The sequence below is a fragment of the Pedobacter arcticus A12 genome, from assembly GCF_000302595.1.
GTDB lineage: Bacteria > Bacteroidota > Bacteroidia > Sphingobacteriales > Sphingobacteriaceae > Pseudopedobacter > Pseudopedobacter arcticus.
Genome location: NZ_JH947125.1, coordinates 398,640 through 417,157 on the forward strand (window position 1 = coordinate 398,640; position 18,518 = coordinate 417,157).

Annotated in this window: 15 protein-coding genes; 1 reads left to right on the forward strand and 14 read right to left on the reverse strand. The window is 35.9% G+C overall.

Annotated features, from left to right (window positions below):
- Positions 1–98: 98 nt before the first annotated feature.
- The 3 genes from B176_RS0103030 to tilS form a co-directional block, all read right to left on the reverse strand.
- Complete coding sequence (locus B176_RS0103030; protein WP_017257302.1) at positions 99–1,085, reverse strand: pyruvate dehydrogenase complex E1 component subunit beta; 987 nt, start codon at positions 1,083–1,085, stop codon at positions 99–101.
- 212 nt (positions 1,086–1,297) lie between these two features.
- Positions 1,298–1,780: a hypothetical protein gene (locus B176_RS0103035; protein WP_026063130.1), complete on the reverse strand. Its 483-nt coding sequence runs from the start codon at positions 1,778–1,780 to the stop codon at positions 1,298–1,300.
- Positions 1,781–1,784: 4 nt separating this feature from the next.
- Positions 1,785–3,119 carry a tRNA lysidine(34) synthetase TilS gene (gene tilS / locus B176_RS0103040; RefSeq protein ID WP_017257304.1) on the reverse strand — a complete coding sequence of 445 codons (1,335 nt, stop codon included), beginning with the start codon at positions 3,117–3,119 and terminating at the stop codon, positions 1,785–1,787.
- A gap of 50 nt (positions 3,120–3,169) precedes the next feature.
- Here tilS and B176_RS0103045 point away from each other — a divergent pair, with 50 nt between their 5' ends.
- Positions 3,170–5,299, forward strand: a complete 2,130-nt coding sequence (locus B176_RS0103045) for an OstA-like protein (protein ID WP_017257305.1) — start codon at positions 3,170–3,172, stop codon at positions 5,297–5,299.
- Positions 5,300–5,408: 109 nt separating this feature from the next.
- Here the strand turns inward: B176_RS0103045 and B176_RS18885 are convergent, their stop codons facing one another.
- The 11 genes from B176_RS18885 to B176_RS0103100 all read right to left on the reverse strand — a co-directional run bounded on the left by B176_RS18885 (position 5,409) and on the right by B176_RS0103100 (position 18,224).
- Positions 5,409–5,780: a PH domain-containing protein gene (locus B176_RS18885; protein WP_017257306.1), complete on the reverse strand. Its 372-nt coding sequence runs from the start codon at positions 5,778–5,780 to the stop codon at positions 5,409–5,411.
- A 285-nt stretch (positions 5,781–6,065) separates the two neighbouring features.
- The gene (locus B176_RS0103055) at positions 6,066–6,689 is read right to left on the reverse strand and encodes a hypothetical protein (RefSeq protein WP_017257307.1); all 624 of its coding nucleotides are present in this window, start codon (positions 6,687–6,689) and stop codon (positions 6,066–6,068) included.
- An 11-nt stretch (positions 6,690–6,700) separates the two neighbouring features.
- Entirely contained in the window at positions 6,701–7,714 is a 1,014-nt protein-coding gene (locus tag B176_RS18890; RefSeq protein WP_017257308.1) for an OmpA family protein, read from the reverse strand.
- A 378-nt stretch (positions 7,715–8,092) separates the two neighbouring features.
- The gene (locus B176_RS0103065) at positions 8,093–8,374 is read right to left on the reverse strand and encodes a hypothetical protein (protein WP_017257309.1); all 282 of its coding nucleotides are present in this window, start codon (positions 8,372–8,374) and stop codon (positions 8,093–8,095) included.
- Between the two features lie 270 nt (positions 8,375–8,644).
- On the reverse strand, positions 8,645–9,661 hold the full coding sequence (locus B176_RS0103070) for a TQO small subunit DoxD (protein ID WP_026063131.1): 1,017 nt from the start codon (positions 9,659–9,661) through the stop codon (positions 8,645–8,647).
- Between the two features lie 248 nt (positions 9,662–9,909).
- A complete protein-coding gene (locus tag B176_RS0103075) occupies positions 9,910–10,293 on the reverse strand; it encodes a hypothetical protein (protein ID WP_017257311.1) in 384 nt (127 codons plus the stop codon).
- A gap of 385 nt (positions 10,294–10,678) precedes the next feature.
- A complete protein-coding gene (locus B176_RS0103080) occupies positions 10,679–11,959 on the reverse strand; it encodes a sugar MFS transporter (protein WP_017257312.1) in 1,281 nt (426 codons plus the stop codon).
- Between the two features lie 10 nt (positions 11,960–11,969).
- Entirely contained in the window at positions 11,970–12,620 is a 651-nt protein-coding gene (locus tag B176_RS0103085; protein WP_017257313.1) for a carbohydrate-binding family 9-like protein, read from the reverse strand.
- A gap of 88 nt (positions 12,621–12,708) precedes the next feature.
- Complete coding sequence (locus B176_RS0103090; RefSeq protein WP_017257314.1) at positions 12,709–14,397, reverse strand: beta-N-acetylhexosaminidase; 1,689 nt, start codon at positions 14,395–14,397, stop codon at positions 12,709–12,711.
- A gap of 22 nt (positions 14,398–14,419) precedes the next feature.
- A complete protein-coding gene (locus B176_RS0103095) occupies positions 14,420–16,804 on the reverse strand; it encodes a glycoside hydrolase family 3 N-terminal domain-containing protein (protein WP_017257315.1) in 2,385 nt (794 codons plus the stop codon).
- 202 nt (positions 16,805–17,006) lie between these two features.
- Positions 17,007–18,224, reverse strand: a complete 1,218-nt coding sequence (locus B176_RS0103100; RefSeq protein WP_017257316.1) for a right-handed parallel beta-helix repeat-containing protein — start codon at positions 18,222–18,224, stop codon at positions 17,007–17,009.
- Positions 18,225–18,518: the final 294 nt, after the last annotated feature.

An 18,518-nucleotide genomic window follows, 5' to 3' on the forward strand; every position in this document is an offset into this window, starting at 1 on the left:
ATGGCTACATTTTAAAAAATCGCCAAAAAAAAAATCCCCGATCTTTTCAGATCAGGGATTTCTAAAATATCAGCCGATATCAATCGGAAGAAAATAACTTATTTACTCACGTACATTACTTCTTTAACCGCTTTAACAACGCGTTCTGCGTTTGGTAAGCTAGCTGCAATTAAAGTTGGTGCATAAGGCAAAGGCACATCCGCACAAGTAATACGTAAAACTGGTGCATCTAAGTAATCAAAAGCATTCTTTTGAACGTGGAAAGCAATCTCAGAAGAAATTGAAGCCAATGGCCAAGCTTCTTCAACAATTACCAATCTATTTGTTTTTCTAACAGATGTTAAAATAGTTTCAAAATCGATAGGTCTAACGGTTCTTAGGTCAATTACCTCAGCGTTAATTCCTTCTTTATTTAAAGCTTCAATAGCCGGAGCAATTACTCTCGACATCATTTTACCAAAAGAAACGATGGTTACATCTGTACCTTCTTTGGTTACTTTGGCTTTTCCTATTTCAATAATGTATTCTTCTTCTGGCACTTCGCCTTTATCGCCATACATCAACTCAGATTCCATAAAAATGATTGGATCATTATCGCGGATAGAAGCTTTTAACAATCCTTTTGCATCATAAGGATTTGATGGGATTACCACTTTTAAGCCTGGGCAGTTTGCAAACCAGTTCTCAAAATTTTGAGAGTGCTGTGCACCTAACTGTCCAGCATTTCCGGTTGGACCTCTAAACACAATCGGGCAGTTAAACTGTCCGCCAGACATAGAAAGAACTTTCGCAGCGGCGTTAATAATTTGGTCAATGGCAACTAATGAGAAATTGAAAGTCATAAACTCAACAATCGGGCGTAAGCCGTTCATTGCAGAACCTATGGCGATACCAGCAAAGCCAAGCTCGGCAATAGGAGTGTCAATAATACGTTTTTCTCCAAACTCGGCCAACATACCTTGACTAACCTTATACGCTCCATTGTACTCGGCAACTTCCTCACCCATAAGGTAAATCTTATCGTCTTTACGCATTTCCTCGTTCATTGCTTCACGAAGTGCTTCTCTATACTGAATTTCTCTCATTATGATGTCTATATATTACGGAACGCAAATATAAGGAATGTTGCTATAAAAACAACCCACAAATGTATATAAAGCCTAGCGGCCGAAAGCAAAAAGCGCAAAGCTTAAAGCTGACTTATAATAAATGAAATTTGAGGGAATATTTATGAAAAACAATCAAACGTTTTACAGATTTTTATCGGCCATTCATCATTTACTATTCAACAAGCCTATTATTTAGCTTGTGCTTCTACAATGGCGCTGTAAAGTTCGGTTTGTTTTTGTGTGCCGATGATATAGGTTAGGCCGTCTCTATCCGTAAGTTTAACAGCATCCTTACCACCTGCATAAAATTTTATAGTACCATTCCGATGCAAATTATAAACCGGATTGTTTAAAAAATACTTGCTGTAAGGAACTTTCTCAACCTTTACAATGCTGTTTAAATCGATCTTAACTAAACGGGTAGTCCATAAACCATCTAAAATAATTGATTTATTATTAACGATGGTTCTGTAATGCAATAAAAAAAGCATGAAAACGCTCACCAACAAAATGGCACAACCAACTAAAAGTAGCAATTCACCATTCCGCTCCCGGTTTTCTGTAACCCAATAGGCAATTAAGCAAAAAACAGCCATAACCATTCTTATACTGATGAAGTTATAGTCTCTGCCCAAATATTGCTTTTCGTGAAAAGGATAGCGGTCTGTCATTTTTTTATTTGTGTAGCCCGAAGGTAATTATTTTTTTACTGTTTAAATCTACTTTATATCGTTCATCGCTTCTAAAACCGCAAATCCAGATAATTTCTTCATTTCCGTTTACTAAAATAGGTATTTGTGTTTTCTGCTGAAGCGGAATTTTTTGATTGATAAAAAAGTCGCTCAGTTTTTTAAAACCCCTCATGCCGAAAGGCTTAAAAAAGTCTCCCTGTTGCCAATAGCGTAGTTTTAACGGAAAAATCAGTTTTTCGGCATCCACGTAAATGCTGTTTGTAGTTGTTAGGTGTTTTGGGAAATTACTAACATTTTTTACAGATAGTTGATGTGCATTAAAATCGTAATTTCCTAATGTGGATATAAACGCTTCCGCAACTGTTTCTGGTTTTTGGAAAATCGAAATTTCTATATAATCACGGTCGAGGTTTAACACATATTTTTCGGAAAAAAACTGTTTCCCCGAACCGCCGTTTAAGCAGTGCAGTAGGTTATCTATTTGTGTTGCGTTAAATCCATAAGGTTTTAAAAGCTCAAATAATAAAAGCTGTGGCGGATTTAAGGCTAAAATATCCGGAATTTTAATTTGGATATTGCCATTTTTAGTTGTGATCAATCTCGATTTTAAATCCGCAACACGATTATTCAATAAATCTTCTAGCTGTGAAAAATAGGCGATATTTTCCTTAAAAGTTTGCGCTAAAGATGGGTTTAACTGCTCCAGCTGTGGGATAATATCTAAACGTAATTTATTGCGCATGTATTTATTAGATGCGTTTGAGCTATCCTCCACATATTTAATGTTGTTTTTTTGAACAATCGCTTCCACTTCATCAGCGGTAAAACACAACAATGGCCTAATAATTTGATCTCTATCGGTTTTTATGCCATGCAAACCTGCAATACCAGTACCGCGTACTAGGTTAATCAGAAGCGTTTCAATAGCATCATTTTGGTGGTGTGCAACGGCGATTTTCGCAAAGTTTTCCTTGATTTGTAGCTCCTTAAAAAAAGCATAGCGTAACTCGCGAGCAGCCATCTGTATACTTATTTTTTGTGTAGCAGCAAAGTGAGTGGTGTCAAATGACTTAAGGTAGAAAGGGACTTTCAAGCGCTCCGCTAGTGCTTTAACAAAGTGTTCATCGCGTAAAGATTCATCGCCACGCAAATTAAAATTGCAATGAGCAATCGCAAAATTATAACCGCATTCGGCAAATAACGTAGCCATTAATACAGAGTCTTTACCACCACTTACGGTTAGCAAAATGGAGTCGCTAGGTTTAAAAAGCTTGTTGCTACTTATGAAATCTGTAAATTGCTTTTTTGCTGATAACATCAATCAAAATTAACCGTTTAAAATCGTTAGTAAAAAACTAATTTTGTTGCGTGAGAAAATATTTGCTGTTTTTACTAATTGTTAGCTGTTCTTTGGTTTCCCTAGCGCAACAAGTTACCCGTGTTGAGCTTTTACAATCCGAATCTTTTATCGGTTTAAAACGAAATGGAGAAAACACCAATAAAGTAATAAAACCCGTTTTTAAGCAGGATAACGCCACACTAACCTGTGATAGCGCTTATTTTTATCTCACAAAAAACAGTTTCGAAGCTTTCGGAAATGTACACATTAACCAAGCGGATACCGTTAATATTTATTCTGACAATTTAAATTACGACGGAAATACAAAAACGGCAGTTTTAACCAATAACGTTAAACTTACCGATAACCAGGCAGTGCTAACCACCAACAATTTGGTATATAACCTCGGGACTAAAATTGGGCAGTACCAAAACGGAGGTAAAATTGTGAACGGTGCCAATACCTTAACCAGCCAAAACGGATATTATTTCACCCAAAATAAAGATGCTTTTTTTAGGTACAATGTAGAGGTTAAATCTCCGGAAGTGCTCATCAAATCCGATACTTTAAAGTATAACACCATTTCTAAGATTGCCTATTTTTTTGGGCCGACAAATATTTACGGTAAAACCGATACATTATATACCGAAAACGGGCAATACAACACCAACACAGATCAAGCATCTTTCGGGAAAAAGAATTTGTACACCCAAAATTCTAAAAGTTTAAAAGGTGACAGCTTGTTTTACGATGGAAAGCAGGGCTACGGTAGGGCGGTTAAGAATATTGTTTTTATGGATACGGCGCAAAAAATAGAATTGCGTGGCGATTTGGGCTTGTATAAAAAGAAAGACGAAAGCATTACGGTAACTAAAAATGCTTACGTGATTTTCCTGACCGAAAAAGACTCAGTAACTCAGGATAGTATTTGGCTTACCGCTGATACTTTGCAAAGCAAGGTTTTAAGAAAAATGGACCTGTACCAGCTTCGTGAAAATATACGGTTGGCCTTGCTTCAGAAAACGGAAAAAGCAGATAGCTTAAAAAATGTAGCTACCGAGGAGGAAGAGATTAAAGTTGAGCAGCCGCCACTTAAAACAGAAGGCTTAAGTGCGGATAGCGCCACGGTCGATAGTACAAGGACTGCTTTTTTAAAGGATAGCTTGCTTACACGGCAAAAGTTTTTGAAGGACAGCGTTTTAAATGTTAAAGAGCTGCAGAAAAAGGAGAACGAACGCCTGCGTGAAGAAAATAAACGACCAAAGTTTTTAAATATCCCGGTAGTAACCAGAGCGCCAGCAAGACCAATGCTTTGGCCGGCGTTGAAAGAAAACGGAAACAAAGTGGGACTGGTGCCCGAATCAATGAAGGCGATAAAGCTTAATCCTAATTTTGTGCCATTAGATCCGGATGCAGGCGATACCACAAAAATAAGGATAGTTTCTGCCTATAGAAAAGTGAAGATTTTCAAATCTGATTTGCAAGCGAAGGCAGATTCTGCATTTTTTAGCTACGGCGATTCTACCATGCGTATTTACCAAAAACCTATCATTTGGGCGCAAGGCAGTCAGCTTTCTGCCGATACCATGTATATCCAGATGAAAAACAAAAAAATGGATAACCTAGATATGATTAGGAATTCCATTATTGTAAACACGGATAAGGATTCTGTAAAGTTTAACCAGATTGCGGGTAAATTGATGAAAGGTTACTTTAAAAATGAAAAGCTTGATGTTGTTTTTATAAACGGAAATGCGGAGAGTATTTATTTCCCGAAAGACAGTGCAAGTAGCGATGGGATGATGCGCTCTATTGCCTCTAGAATGCGGATTAACTTTGATGATGACAGCGTGATGAGCGTAACGTTTATCCGCAAGCCAGAGCATACTTATTATCCCCTAGATAAAATCACAGAAGAGCTAAAAACGTTGCCAAACTTTAACTGGAAACCAAAAGAAAGACCAATGTCTAAATTGGATATTTTACCAAGTTTAGTGGCCAAAACCGTAAAAAAGGCGGAAGTAAAAAAGCCTGTTGCAAAACCAGGAGAGGAGACAAAGACAGCTGACGCAGATAAGCTTCCAACCGAGGAAAGCCCAGCATACAACGATCGGGTTAAAAAAGCAGCCCCGGCGTATGAACCTCCAAAAAAAGAGTAGTCGGTTTTTAGTTAGTTAGTTAGTTAGTTAGTTAGTTAGTTAGTTAGTTAGTTAGTTTTTAGTTTTCGGTTGGTTTTTAATTGTTCAATAAGAATATTTGTTTTCGGTATTAATTTGACAATTCTTGGAATTTTTTTCTGAACGCCAACGGACTTTTAATTTTAGGAAAAACTTCTTTTGTTCCGCCCGAACCTACAATTCTAATTGTGCCGTAACCCAATATTCGACCTAAAATTCCTTGGTCAACATTTACGCTTTCAATTTTTGTATGGTTCATCTCAAAGGTCTTTCGACTGATTAAACCTGTTTTAATAATTACCCGTTTGTTGGTGATTGCAAACTCGTCGGTGTATTTGTCGATCAGTGGCGCAATAAATAATGTCAACACTGCTCTTAAATTGCAGAAGATGATCCAATGGTATGTAGTTTCTAATTCAACGTGTTCATCTTTTATTAAATTATTGTTGATGTATGTTCCCATTTTATTGTTGTTTACGATTGTTTGTTGTTAACCTAATCTTTTGACTTCTAGAGGTGTAGCAATTTGAAATTTCAGCCGTTTTCTAAAGTACCTTTTTTAAATACTTTGTATTTGCTGGGGTACTTTTTTTCATTTGATGGTGACGGTCGTTTCGTGGCTTTGCGACTTTGCGAACTTTGTAACCGAGAACTTTCAGCTGAGATAAATTTCTTGCGAAACGTACACGTGAGCTTGTAAGCTTAACACAAAATTCGCAATCTTGCCAAACGGCTATTGTGCGATGTGTTATTTTTCTTTAAATGTAAAGGCTTCAATGTATTCTTTTATGAAAACATCAACTTCGTCTGGATTTTTCAGATTTTTGCCATCAATTACAATATGAATATAATATTTACCTTTATGTAACGCATCATAACTTACGTATGGAGTTTTATCTTCTGCATTTGACATATCAATATAAGAATTGTCAAGTTTTTTATTTTTACTTTTATAACTTTTAAACATTGCGCTTCCTGCTAATCCTGATGTAAAATGGATTAAAAAACTATTTTTTATGGCTTTTCCCAAAACAGTTTCATAAAATGGGTCTTTTACATCTACAATTAAAACTTGCATTTTGTACGTTTTGTTAGAAATGCAGTATTCAAATTGCAATTCGCTACCTAAATCACCGTTTTTACATTTATTAATTTGATTAAAAAGTAACCCTTTATATTCAACTACTTTGGGGAAAATTTCATATAAAGTAGCATCTTTTCTAGCGCAATCTAATTCCTCTAATGGTGTGATTTTTAAATCTACAACATTTCCCGCAGGACAACATAAACTTATTTCATCACAATCACCATTGATTTGAGCGTATGAAAATGTATTTAAAAATAATAGAATAAGAAATATCTGCTTTTTCATTATTAAGTTTCTTAAAATTTTACTAATTCTACTCGCCGATTTATTGCTTTATTTATGTCGGTATCATTTGGCTTTATAGGTTTTTCTGAACCAAATCCTGTAGATTTTAAACGTTTAATATCTATACCTTTACTTGCTAATGAATACATTACAGTATTTGCTCTTTCGGTTGATAACTGTTTGTTTTTATTAACATTTCCAGTATTATCCGTATGGCCTTCAATTGATAGTTTAAGATCTGAATTTGTATTTAATAATTTTAAAATTTCTTCAACAATCTCTTGTCCATCAGGTTTTAATGTTGACTTGTCGGTGTCAAAATTAATATTTAAAATAGCCTTTCCGTTTTGCTCAATTTCGGTTAACATTGTAGTTGCTGTATATTTTTTTATAGTTTGTTCGAAATCTTTTAATTCCATTATGAAGATTGTTCCCTGAGCAGAGTTTGATTGAATATTTAAAATATATTTTTTGCCATTATTTTTAAACGCATAAACTGAAAATGGTGCTTCACTTTCATCCAACAAACCATACGTACCGTGTTTTACGCTGTACATATTTTCTCCAATTTTTTTTCGATCGGTTTCATTTTTGGGAAAATCTCCTTTGTACATTTTTTTTGCACCAATATTTTCAATGTAATCAAAAACACTTTTATCAAATAATCGTTGATTAAAATCTTTTTCTTCTGAACCTTCGAATCCTAAAATCGCTAACTTTCCTTCGGTTGTGTAAACTCCATTTCCTAGGTAGTTTTCCATTTTTTCGTAGTCAGAAATGTCAGATGCTCCATTTTTTGCGTATTTAATTTGCAATCCAGTAGGGGCTGTAAAGAATGGAAAATTACCAATATTTTTTAAATCAGGAATTTCATCCCAATTTAGATTTGTTGAATCGGATTTAACTTTAGATGTTCCATCAATAGTTCTTATTATTTCATTTTCTTCTTTCGTACTGTTTTTACTATCATTTGTGCAAGAAATGATAATTATTGAAAATATTAGTAGTATTGATGCTTTTTTCATAATTATATTTTTATAAGTTTCGGTTTTAATATATATAGCACAACGATTGGTGGGTCTGAGAAATTACTTGCAGAACCTCTATCATCCCGCTCCAATTTAGTAAAAATTGATGAAGGAAATAAGAGCACTTCGCCCGCAATTTTGCAAACCTGTGGTTATGTGAAGCCAAGTTTTAACACGATGTCCAATATTCTAGATTAGAAAGCAACCCATTTTTAAATCTAAAAATTAGTTTAGATTCCCTTTTTGGTTCAGAAAAGGATATTTCGTCGCGGATGACTTTAATTCCAAAAATAGATTGAATGTCTTTTTTCGTGGTTCTTGATGATATGGATTTTCCTTTATAAGTAATCTTACAATTCGCTTTACTGGAGAAATTTACCTTTTCAAGTTGATAGTTTTCTGTGTGATGACCTGTAAATACGAAAAAGCTATAAACCAAAGAATAAAACTTTTTTCCTTGTTCATATTCGGATAAAAACCACCTTCATATTTAGGTTCAAATATCCTTTTTGGATTTCCGAAAACCTTAATTATGTCATTCTTCTTTGCCTCAAAGTTCATCCCATTTATCTTAAAGTCAGTAAATGAAACAGTTTTGTCTTGAGCAAAGAGTCCTATTGAAAGGAAAGAAAGAATTGATATTAAAGAATTCTTCATTTAGTCCGATTTGTTTTCACATAACTTACATATATGTGAAATAAAACCACCGAAACATGCCCAAATATGGATGTATATGAGTGGTTTTTCACATCACATATCTTTTTCTAAATTAGAAAATTTATTTATTAAAAAATCTATAATTATCAATTCTATAGTATAAAACTGAAAGAATATGTATTTTTTTATTCTGTTAGAGAAAATAGAAGCGCTTTTGAAAATCTAGATTTAAAATAGCGACTTTAGCAAGATGCCAAAGTCGCTAAGGGTTTATTTGTTGATTTGATGCTCCCAATAAGCACCGCCGATATCCGTGATTTTTAGGGTGTAAATCCCTTTCGCTAAGTTGGCTAAACCAGCGTTAGGTAAAGTCATTTTTGCTTTGGCACCTAGTGGAATTACTAAACTGTGTTTTCCAGGTTTAATTTTGGCTACATAATAGTTAGAAATATGCGCTTTGTTTAATAAGGCTAAGTCGTTCTGTGTGTATTGCGCAATAGGGATTCCTTGCTCATCAAACAGTTCAATAGCAATTACCCACGAACCATAAACATCAACCCCTTCTGTTCTAAATACATCGAAAGAAAGTTTATCGCCATCAAGTTTGCCTTCGGTTATTTCAAGTTTTGGTTTTACAGATTTATTATGGAGCGTACCCCACAATCCGCCGTGGAAAACCTGGTTGGTCATTAAAGTCATCCCAAAAATAAACAGCGAGCCAATCAATACAAATTTTGGAAAAATATTGATTTTAATTGGCAACACACCAGAACCTACCCAAGCAAACCATTTATGTTTGGTAATGGCAAAATTGTTTTTCATAAGGTAATTATCTACCGAGTATTTACTACTTCCGCTAAGGAAAAGCATAAAACCTGTTGCAATGCCTAACACGCCAATTTGCCATTCATCTAAACAGGTGGTGCCTATCCAGCCAGAGCTTAGCAAAATGCCCATTGCTAAACCAAATACAGCAACGCTCATTAGTCGGGTAAACAGGCCAAACATGAGTAATAGGCCAACAATACCTTCAATGATGGTAAATGCAACCATATTTACCCATAAGGCATCGGGGTTTTCTACCAAGTAGAGGATGAGTGGTTTTATGCCTAAAGCATTTGGTAAAAAGTGGTTGAACTTTTCACCGATATATCCTGGTGCATCCGGATCTAGTTTGTTCTCTAAAATAATGCGTCGGAAAAATGCAGAAAAATAGGTCCAACCTATCACTAATCTTAGGGCGAGCGTTAAAAGACCGGCATCGCTTTTTATATTGTTATTGTTCATTTGTTTTTTTATTGAAATTCCATTTTTAAAAATAGTTTTTTCATAGCGAATCAAGCGCTATGTACGCTGTTTTTGCAATAGTTGTATACTATAAATTGATTGAGATTTACTTTAGCGTAGCGTAAGAAGAACGGCAAAATCTTACGTGGAAAGGCGCTTAATCTTCCACGGTTTTTTTACGTTTAACGATGCTTTCTTAGCATATAAATTTCTGTAAGGCACCAGATCTTGATGGTTTTACAGGAAACCTAAGCCGTGTAAATTTTAAAGTTTTGGTATAAAATGTAATAGGGTGTTAAAGAAACGGAAACATTTCTTTTTTGGAAAGGAGCAACTAACGGGGTGCCAACCTCAACTGTTTTAAAGTTAAAAGTGTTGTTGCCAGCTTTAATAGCGGGTGCATGTTGGGTAACTTGCTTTGAAAAAGTTAAAGCACTTTCGGCTAGTTCCGCAGTAGTACAGCTGGAACCGCTAATCTGGTTTTTACCTGTTTTTGAAACCTCTGTTTTAGGGATCCCTAGTTCGGCGTGGATAAAGTTTTTAACCTTACAGGGTGAAAGCAGCAACAAAAGTGCTAGCCCCATGATTGGGAACAAAGTACTTAAGTTTTTTAGCCTTATTTTTTCTTTCACGATACAAACTTAGCATTTATATTGGCTTATGGTGCTAAATCTTGAGGATTAACCTGAGTTTGATTAATCTTAACCATTAACGTAAAGCGTATTTTATTGACCTTATAAGGTGCGTTAGCAATGGTAGAAGCGTCCTTTTTTTGCACTCTTCTTCAAACGCATATGGCAAAAAAAGATACAGCGTGTTAAAACGCACAAATTATTATCATAACCATTATTAAAAATCAATCCTTCTGCTGATTAGCTCTATTTTTTGTTGTTTTAAAATCCTTTAAGCCCGAAAATTTATCGATGGCCTCAAAAAACTCAGCTTTCTCTCAAAATATTCGATAATAAAAAAGGGGTAGAAAAAATCTACCCCTTTTGAAATGCTGTGAAATTTATATTATTTGGTGCTTGCAGTTTTATGACCGCTAAGCCCGTACCATAAGATGTAAAGGTAACATGGCGCCATACTTAATAATAAGGCTGGTTGCGAGCCCATATTGTGCTCTAACAGTGCGTAAACCTGTGGTATAATAGCTCCACCAGAGATACCCATTACCAATAATGCAGAACCTATTTTTGTATACCTACCTAATCCCTTAATTGCTAATGGGAAAATTGCTGGCCACATTAAAGAGTTTGCCAAACCTAGTAATGCAATAAACACAATACTGGTATAACCTGTGGTTAAATAAGCACCTACGGTAAACAACACACCTACAATTGCAGATACCATTAAAGCTTTTTCTTGCTTAATATATTTTGGGATACAGATGATACCAATAATGTAACCTACCACCATAGAAATTAGTGTGTAGGAAGTAAAGATTTTGGTTTGGTCTAAGCTCATCCCTAAAGACTTGCCGTATGTTCCAATAACATCACCCGCCATTACCTCAACACCTACATATAAAAACAGACAGATAACCCCAAGGTTTAAGTTTCTGTAACTGAAAACACTCGCCTTTGGTGCTACCACGTTTCCATCATCACCTACCTCGTCCTCGTCTGTGTTTATCTCTGGTAAAGAAGAATAAATAATTAATAATGCCAATACAAAAAGAACAATTGCAATAATAATGTATGGTGTAATTACCCTTTGTGCCAGTTCTGATAATAGCACATTTCTCTGCACATGGTCAGTAATGGTTTTAGCCTTGTCTTCAATAGCTTGTGCGCCGTTTAAAACCAGTGCGCTAAGAATAAGTGGACTTAAAGCACCTGCAACTTTATTACAGATCCCCATAATACTGATTCTTTTTGCTGCACTTTCTATTGGGCCAACAATGGTAATGTATGGATTTGATGCCGTTTGCAATAATGCCAAGCCCATTCCCTGTACAAATAAACCAATCAAGAATAATGGATAGCTACGCATATTGGCTGCTGGTACAAAAACTAATGCGCCTACTGCCATTACGATTAAACCCATTGCCATACCTTTTTTAAAGCCAGTGACTTTTAAAATATAAGAAGATGGAATTGCTAGAAAGAAGTAAGCCATATAAAAAGCAAACGTAACTAGTAATGCTTGTGAGGTGGTTAGCTCACAGGCTAACTGCAAAAATGGAATTAATGTTCCGTTTAACCAGGTTACAAACCCGAATACAAAGAATAAAGCCCCGATGATGATCACCGGATTGAGTCCTTTCTTGGACGACATTGGTGTTACTGTTGACATATAATTTTGGTTAGTTTTTTAAAAATACAGCTTTTCCGAAATAATTAGGTAAATGAAAGTTAGGTTGGGCCGTGTTTGTAATTGGGCTCCAGCATAAATAGTGAGGCTTTGGCAAATCGTCTCCACATTTATAAAAGTTCATTTTTGCATGTTTACCGTTAAAATTCTCAATTTGATGGAACTCGAAAACCTCGTTAGGAATTAACATGGTGAGCTGCCAGTTTACCATCTCTTTTTCGTTAAATATAAGAGATTTAAAACTAGAGGTTACTTCAATTTGTTTGATTTTTTCTACTGATAATAATTTTCTGTCTTCGGCCGAAGTACCATAGCCGGCCAAACAGGTTCCGGTGCAATTAAATTCGAAATTATAATAAGCGTCTTCATTGTTTAAAGCGATAAAAAACTCTACGCAAGAATCTTTATAAACAGGATCATTGATTTTCGTAAACCTTGCTAAAACATTCTCCTCGATAACGTTGAATTTCAACAAGATTCCACCGTCAGTGTAAGCTATTGCTACATCTGCTTCTCCAGAGAACTCATAATTCCAAGGGTTACAGTCGATATTGTATTTGATGTTCTGATCTAGCTTGTTGGTGAATATATCAACGGTTTTTAAGCCTGTTGCGTAATAAGGGATATTAATTTCTTGTTGCATAATGGTTGTTCAAATATATAAATTATAGTGTGTCAACGCACACATTTTTTCTCAAAAAGTGATAATCGTTTGGCTTTCTATTGATTACTTATTTGATTTGTTCTTGTTTGGTGAGTTTTTCTGTATCTACAGCCTGTTTATTTCTTTGAACGCTGTCAAAATATTCGGGAAATTTTGAAGGTTGAAATGGGTCAAAATAGTACAAACCAGCTTTTGCAAAAAGGGGAATCTGTTTTGCTAAGCGCTGGTAAAAACTTTCTATATTTTTATTTTTTGGATAGGTCCAAGCCGATTCTGCGAGCGCTGCAATACGGGGGAAAAGCATATAATCTAACTGTTGCCAAGTACTCACATGCTCTGTCCATAAGTTTGCCTGTAGACCTATGACTTTTTGGCTAGCATTGGGATAATTTAAAATAGCTGGGGTAGGGAAATTATAAACACTTGCTAAAGGCACAAAATTTCCATCCCATTTTCTACCGATAGTATGTGAACTGTCTTGCACAAAATCAAAATATAAAGGAATACGAGGGCATAAAACGGTTTTGTAACCTTTGTCAAGTGCGTTAAAAAGCTCTTGGTTTTTGTCATGTCGCCACCAAAAAACGGTGGTTTTAGCTGTTGGTAGGTTTGAAGCAATAACTTCATCCCAGCCCAAAACCTCGTTGTCTAGCTTAATTAATGAGTCGGCCATGCGTTTAACAAAGTACCTTTCTACTTCCTTAAGTGTGCTTAGATTTTGGTTTTTCATCAACTGCTTTACGTGAGTGTCGGTTTCCCAGCCAGCAATTCCAAAGTCAACTTCATCTCCGCCCATATGGATTTTACGGGCCGGAAACAGCGCATTTATTTCACGTAGAATATTGGTTAGGTAAGTGTAAGTTTCTTCCTTTCCAGGATTGAATGTGAAATTTGGGTGTTGCTCTGAACCCCCTCCATTAAACTCAGGATAGGCTTTGTTTGCAGCGCCTGCGTGGCCCGGCATATCTATCTCAGGAATTACCTCAATATATCTTGCCGAGGCATAGCTCACAATTTCTTTGATGTCTTCCTGCGTGTAAAATTGTGCGGTTGCTAACGAGTCTGAATAGTTTCCAATTCCCCCAATCAAAGTTAACTTCGGATATTTTTTTATTTCAATTCGCCAGCCAGTTTGATCGGTAAGGTGCCAATGAAATTTATTGAGCTTATAAAAAGCCATCCAATCTAAAATCTGTTTCACCTTTGCTTTTCCAAAAAAATGGCGTGATTCGTCTAACATTAAACCTCTCCATTTGTAAAAAGGTGCATCGCTAATATTCCAACAAGCTAATTTTAAAGCATTATTTTTTAATTCGACCTGTTTGATAATCTGTAATAAACTCACCGCTCCTTCAAATAAACCTTCATCAGAATTGGCTATGATTTTAATGCCTGAAGCGTTCATCTGTAATCGGTATAAGTCGCCATCAAGCTCTTTTTCAGTAACTGTTTCAAAGCTAATAGCAGATGACTTGGCTTGGCTTACAATGCCTAAGGGAAGGTGGTGGAATTTCAATAATTCCTGTTGCAGGTAATGGGCTGCCTGCGGATTTGTGTTTTTAGCCACAATTAAAGGCGTGGACGTGTTGAGGTTGAAAACCCCGGAACCTTTTTGCCATGATTTTGGCTGTGGAATAATAGGGGAGGGCATTTGTGCTTGCAATTGATCAGGCACTAAAAACAATAAATTGATCACCAAAAAAAAGCATACTTTCTGAAAATGCTTTTTTGGAGTTAATTTCTTTAAATTTTTCATCTATGAGGAATTGATTTTAGGTTTAATCTACAATAGTGAAAATGCCGGTTTGTCTAATGTCTTCTGATGAGGAGCCTACCATCACCTTAAAATCTCCAGGCTCTACCACGTGTTGCATTTTTCTGTTCCATAGCTTTACATCATCCGGTACAATAGAAAAACTAAGGGTCTTGGTTTCATTAGGCTGTAATTTAACCCTTTGGAACCCTCTCAATATTTTTTCATAGGTGGTTACTGTACTCAGTAAATCTCTGATATATAATTGCACCACTTCATCGCCAGCTACTTTACCTGTGTTTGTGATGTTTATGGAAACCAAAACTTCTCCGCTTTGGCTATTCATTTTATTGTTGATTTTTAGGTTGTCGTATTTGAAAGAGGTATAGCTTAAACCAAAACCGAACGGATAGAGCAAACCTTTGATTTTAGCGGTTTCGCCTTCATCTGTTTGTGCATTAGGTTTGGTTGGGAAGTTAAGCGGTATCTGTCCTACAGATTTTGGAAAAGTAAGCGTTAGTTTACCTCCCGGATTGTAATTTCCTGCCAATACATCGGCAATTGCTGTTCCTCCTTTTACGCCAGGATAGCCAGCATAAACAATGGCAGGAGCGTAACGGTCTATCCAATTGATGCTCATGGGTTGCGAACCAATTAAAACTACAATATAGGGTTTGCCTGTTTTAGCAATGGCTTGCACCAAATCTAACTGATGACCTGGCAAATCTAAAGTGGTACGACTTTTATTTTCGCCTGCAGTTGCCGTGTTACCTCCTAAAACTACAACGGTAAGGTCTGCTTTGGTAGCAATAGCAACAGCCTCGTTAATTGCCGCTGTTTCTTTAGCATTTAATGGCTGGGGGAAAATTTCACTTTCTGGCCAGTTTTTATCTACTAAATCGCATCCTTTAGCATAAGAAATGTTATTTGCGCCAAACTGATTTTTAATTCCTTCTAAAACATTAACACTTGGTGAGCGTAAAGGTCCATAATGTGTATGTGCATAGTCGGCATCTGTTGCGTTAGGCCCAACCACTGCAATTTTAGTGTATTTTGATCCTAATGGGAGGATGCCATCTTGGTTTTTTAGTAAAACAATACTTTCTTTTGATGCTTGTAGCGCAACCTGTTGGTTAGCGATGCTGTTTACGGTTTTTGCACTTGCGTTTGCATCTTTAACATAAGGTTCGTCAAATAATCCTAATCTAAATTTTACACTTAAAACATCGGCTACCCGGTGGTTAATGGTGTCTATCGGGATCCGACCTTCTCTTACTAAATCTCTGAGGTAATAAATGATGCTATCTGGTGCTCTAAAGGTTGTTCTCACATTCATACCAGCCATAAATGCTTGATAAACGGCTTCTTTTAGATTTGCTGCTACATGGTGCTTGTTGTATAAATATTCTAAAGCGTCACTATCGCTTACTACGTAACCTTTGAAACCAAAATCTTTTCTTAAACGTTCGGTTAGCCAATAAGAACTTCCAGAAATAGGAACGCCATCATAATCATTATAAGAGCTCATTACGCCCATAATATTGGCTTCTTTAATTACTTTTTTAAATGGGTAAAGTAAAACATCTTCAACCTCTCTGGGTGAAACTTGGGGGTCTGTGCGGGCTAAACCTTCTCGGGCGCCTTTGTTAGCACTGTAAACTGCAAAATGTTTTGGTGTAGAAGCGGCACCCATTTCTTGAATACCCAAAGCCATTTCTACGCCTAAACGGGCCGTTAAGTAAGGAGATTCTCCATAAACTTCTTCTAAACGTCCAAAACGCTGGTCTCTGGCAACGTCCAAAATTGGTGCGTATACGTTTGTATAACCCAAAGCCCTTGCCTCTGAACCTGTAATGCGGCCCATTGCCCTTACTAAATCTTTATTCCAAGTCATTCCCATGTTTAATTGTGTGGGGAAACCAGTCGCAGTATGTGCTTCAATTCCTCGGATACCTTCGTTTGTGAAATCAACAGGAATTCCTAAACGGGTTTGTTCGATAAAAAAGCGTTGGGTTTCATTCATTGCCCAAACGTGTTTTTTAATATCGGTTATAATGGAGGTAGTACTATCTGTATGACCCCAGTTCACGAAACCATTTAAGTGTTCATCTATGTTCGCAATACCATCTTTCCAAATCTCATTTTTCCACTGCGGTGTAGGCAAAGAATCTTTAAGTATACGGCGCCAACCATATAGCGTTGCCATCTGATTTGTCTTTTCTTCCAAAGTCATTTGCGACAATAAATCCTGGACTCTAGCATCTAAAGACTGTTTCGGGTCTTCGTACGTATCTTTCTTTCCATTTTTATTTAAATCAATCCAGCCTTTTTTATAAATGGAGATGATAGGCTTGAATGAATAAGTAAGACAAATAGATAATGCGAAAAAGAGACAAATAAAGTACTTCATAGCTGTGGTAGAAGAGGTTTAAATTTTGGTTATTTTATTGAAAACAAATATATATAAATGTGTGCTCGAAAACATCAACGGATTTTCAATTTTAAAAAATTAAAGCGGAAAGGAAACGTCCGTTTTTGAGCTAAAGCATATTTCATTAAAAAGGTTTGAACCTAAATCCAAACCTTTTTAGCACAACCTTATTGATAAATAATTAGTAATTACCGGAATTGGTAATGCCACTTAATAATTTCACGTATCCTGTTGCGGTATCGTTATTGAAGACTCCACCGCCTGCCGCATTGAAATCTGCTACAACGATATTTGCACTCATAGCATAGATGCAACCGTTAGGTAGGGAATTATTCGCAATACGTATAGAGTATTCTGAGTGGTCAGGATTATCTCGGTAATAGCCGATACCATGGTAAAGATCATTTGCGGGGCTAATTCCAGTGATGTTGTTGTTTGATACCACTACATTATTTAAGTAAGGAAAAGCTGTGTTAGTTATATATTCGTATAAAAGAATACCTGAACCATTTAAAGTATTGCCAGAAATTGTTAGATCTGAACCATTACGAGCTTTGATAGATCCTCCACCTGCATTTGTTGGCCAGCCAGAAATGGTGTTATTAGATATGGTTAACCCTGTAAAGCTGTGCGTATAAATTCCATGGTCTGTTAAATCTGCATTTGAATTTAAAGCAGTATTTCTATTAATCGTATTACCACTGATGATTGTACCCTCGGCATTATTATTTATAGCGCATACAAAATAACCAGTGGTACCCCCGTTTCCAAAAGTGTTATTAAGTACTTGGGCGTTAGTGCTGCTCTTCATCCATACGCCCCTACCTGCATCTGTTGATCTATGACTAAAAGTGCAACCAGAAACTAAAGAATTGCTTGTTCCTACAAAATCTACATAGCTATCTTTTAAGTTGTTGGTTTTGTTGGTTCCTGGTGCTCTTTTTCCATAGTCGAATGTGCAGTTTTGAAACGTTACGTTGCTTGCATTATTGATCAACATTCTAATGTTCCAAAATGTAATTCCATCAAATTTACAGCTATTCAGCTCTGTAGAATAAGTAAACTGTAAAATACTGGAAGAGCCCGTTGCGCTAAAAATAGGACTAGTGGACTGCTTAGCTACTGTTACACCCGCTTTCATTACTATTTTACCCGTAATATTATAGGTGCCTGGCTGTACATATACAGTTTGTCCAGAACTTGCACCTGCAATTACTGCATTAATTTGTGCCAGTGTCATTCCTGTTTCTATAATGTGATTTGCTACAGAATTAGTTTTGATAGTTGTTTGTTTTGCGCTTGATTCTTCTGCAAGTGTTTCAGATTTTTTGCAGGACGAGCTTATAGTAGCTACCATAATAAAGAGGCCTACTAATGGGATAAATTGGTTTTTTTTCATTGTAAGTTTAATTTTTAAAAAGTTTATTTTTTGGTTTATAATGGTAAGGTTGTGTTCGTAAACAGTTACCGTATAATTTGGTATAGATAAATGTAGCGTAAAAAATGTTATACGAACACACTTTATTTGAAATAATAAATTTATTATCCTTGATGATTAATTATTTATAAATCCAAGAAGTGTGTTGACACAGAAAACCTTTAATTAATTAAATTACAGATTGTTGATTTAGAAAATTATTTTCTTGAGATTGTTTAACAAAATCATAGATTTTTTGGGGGTCATTAGAAAGTA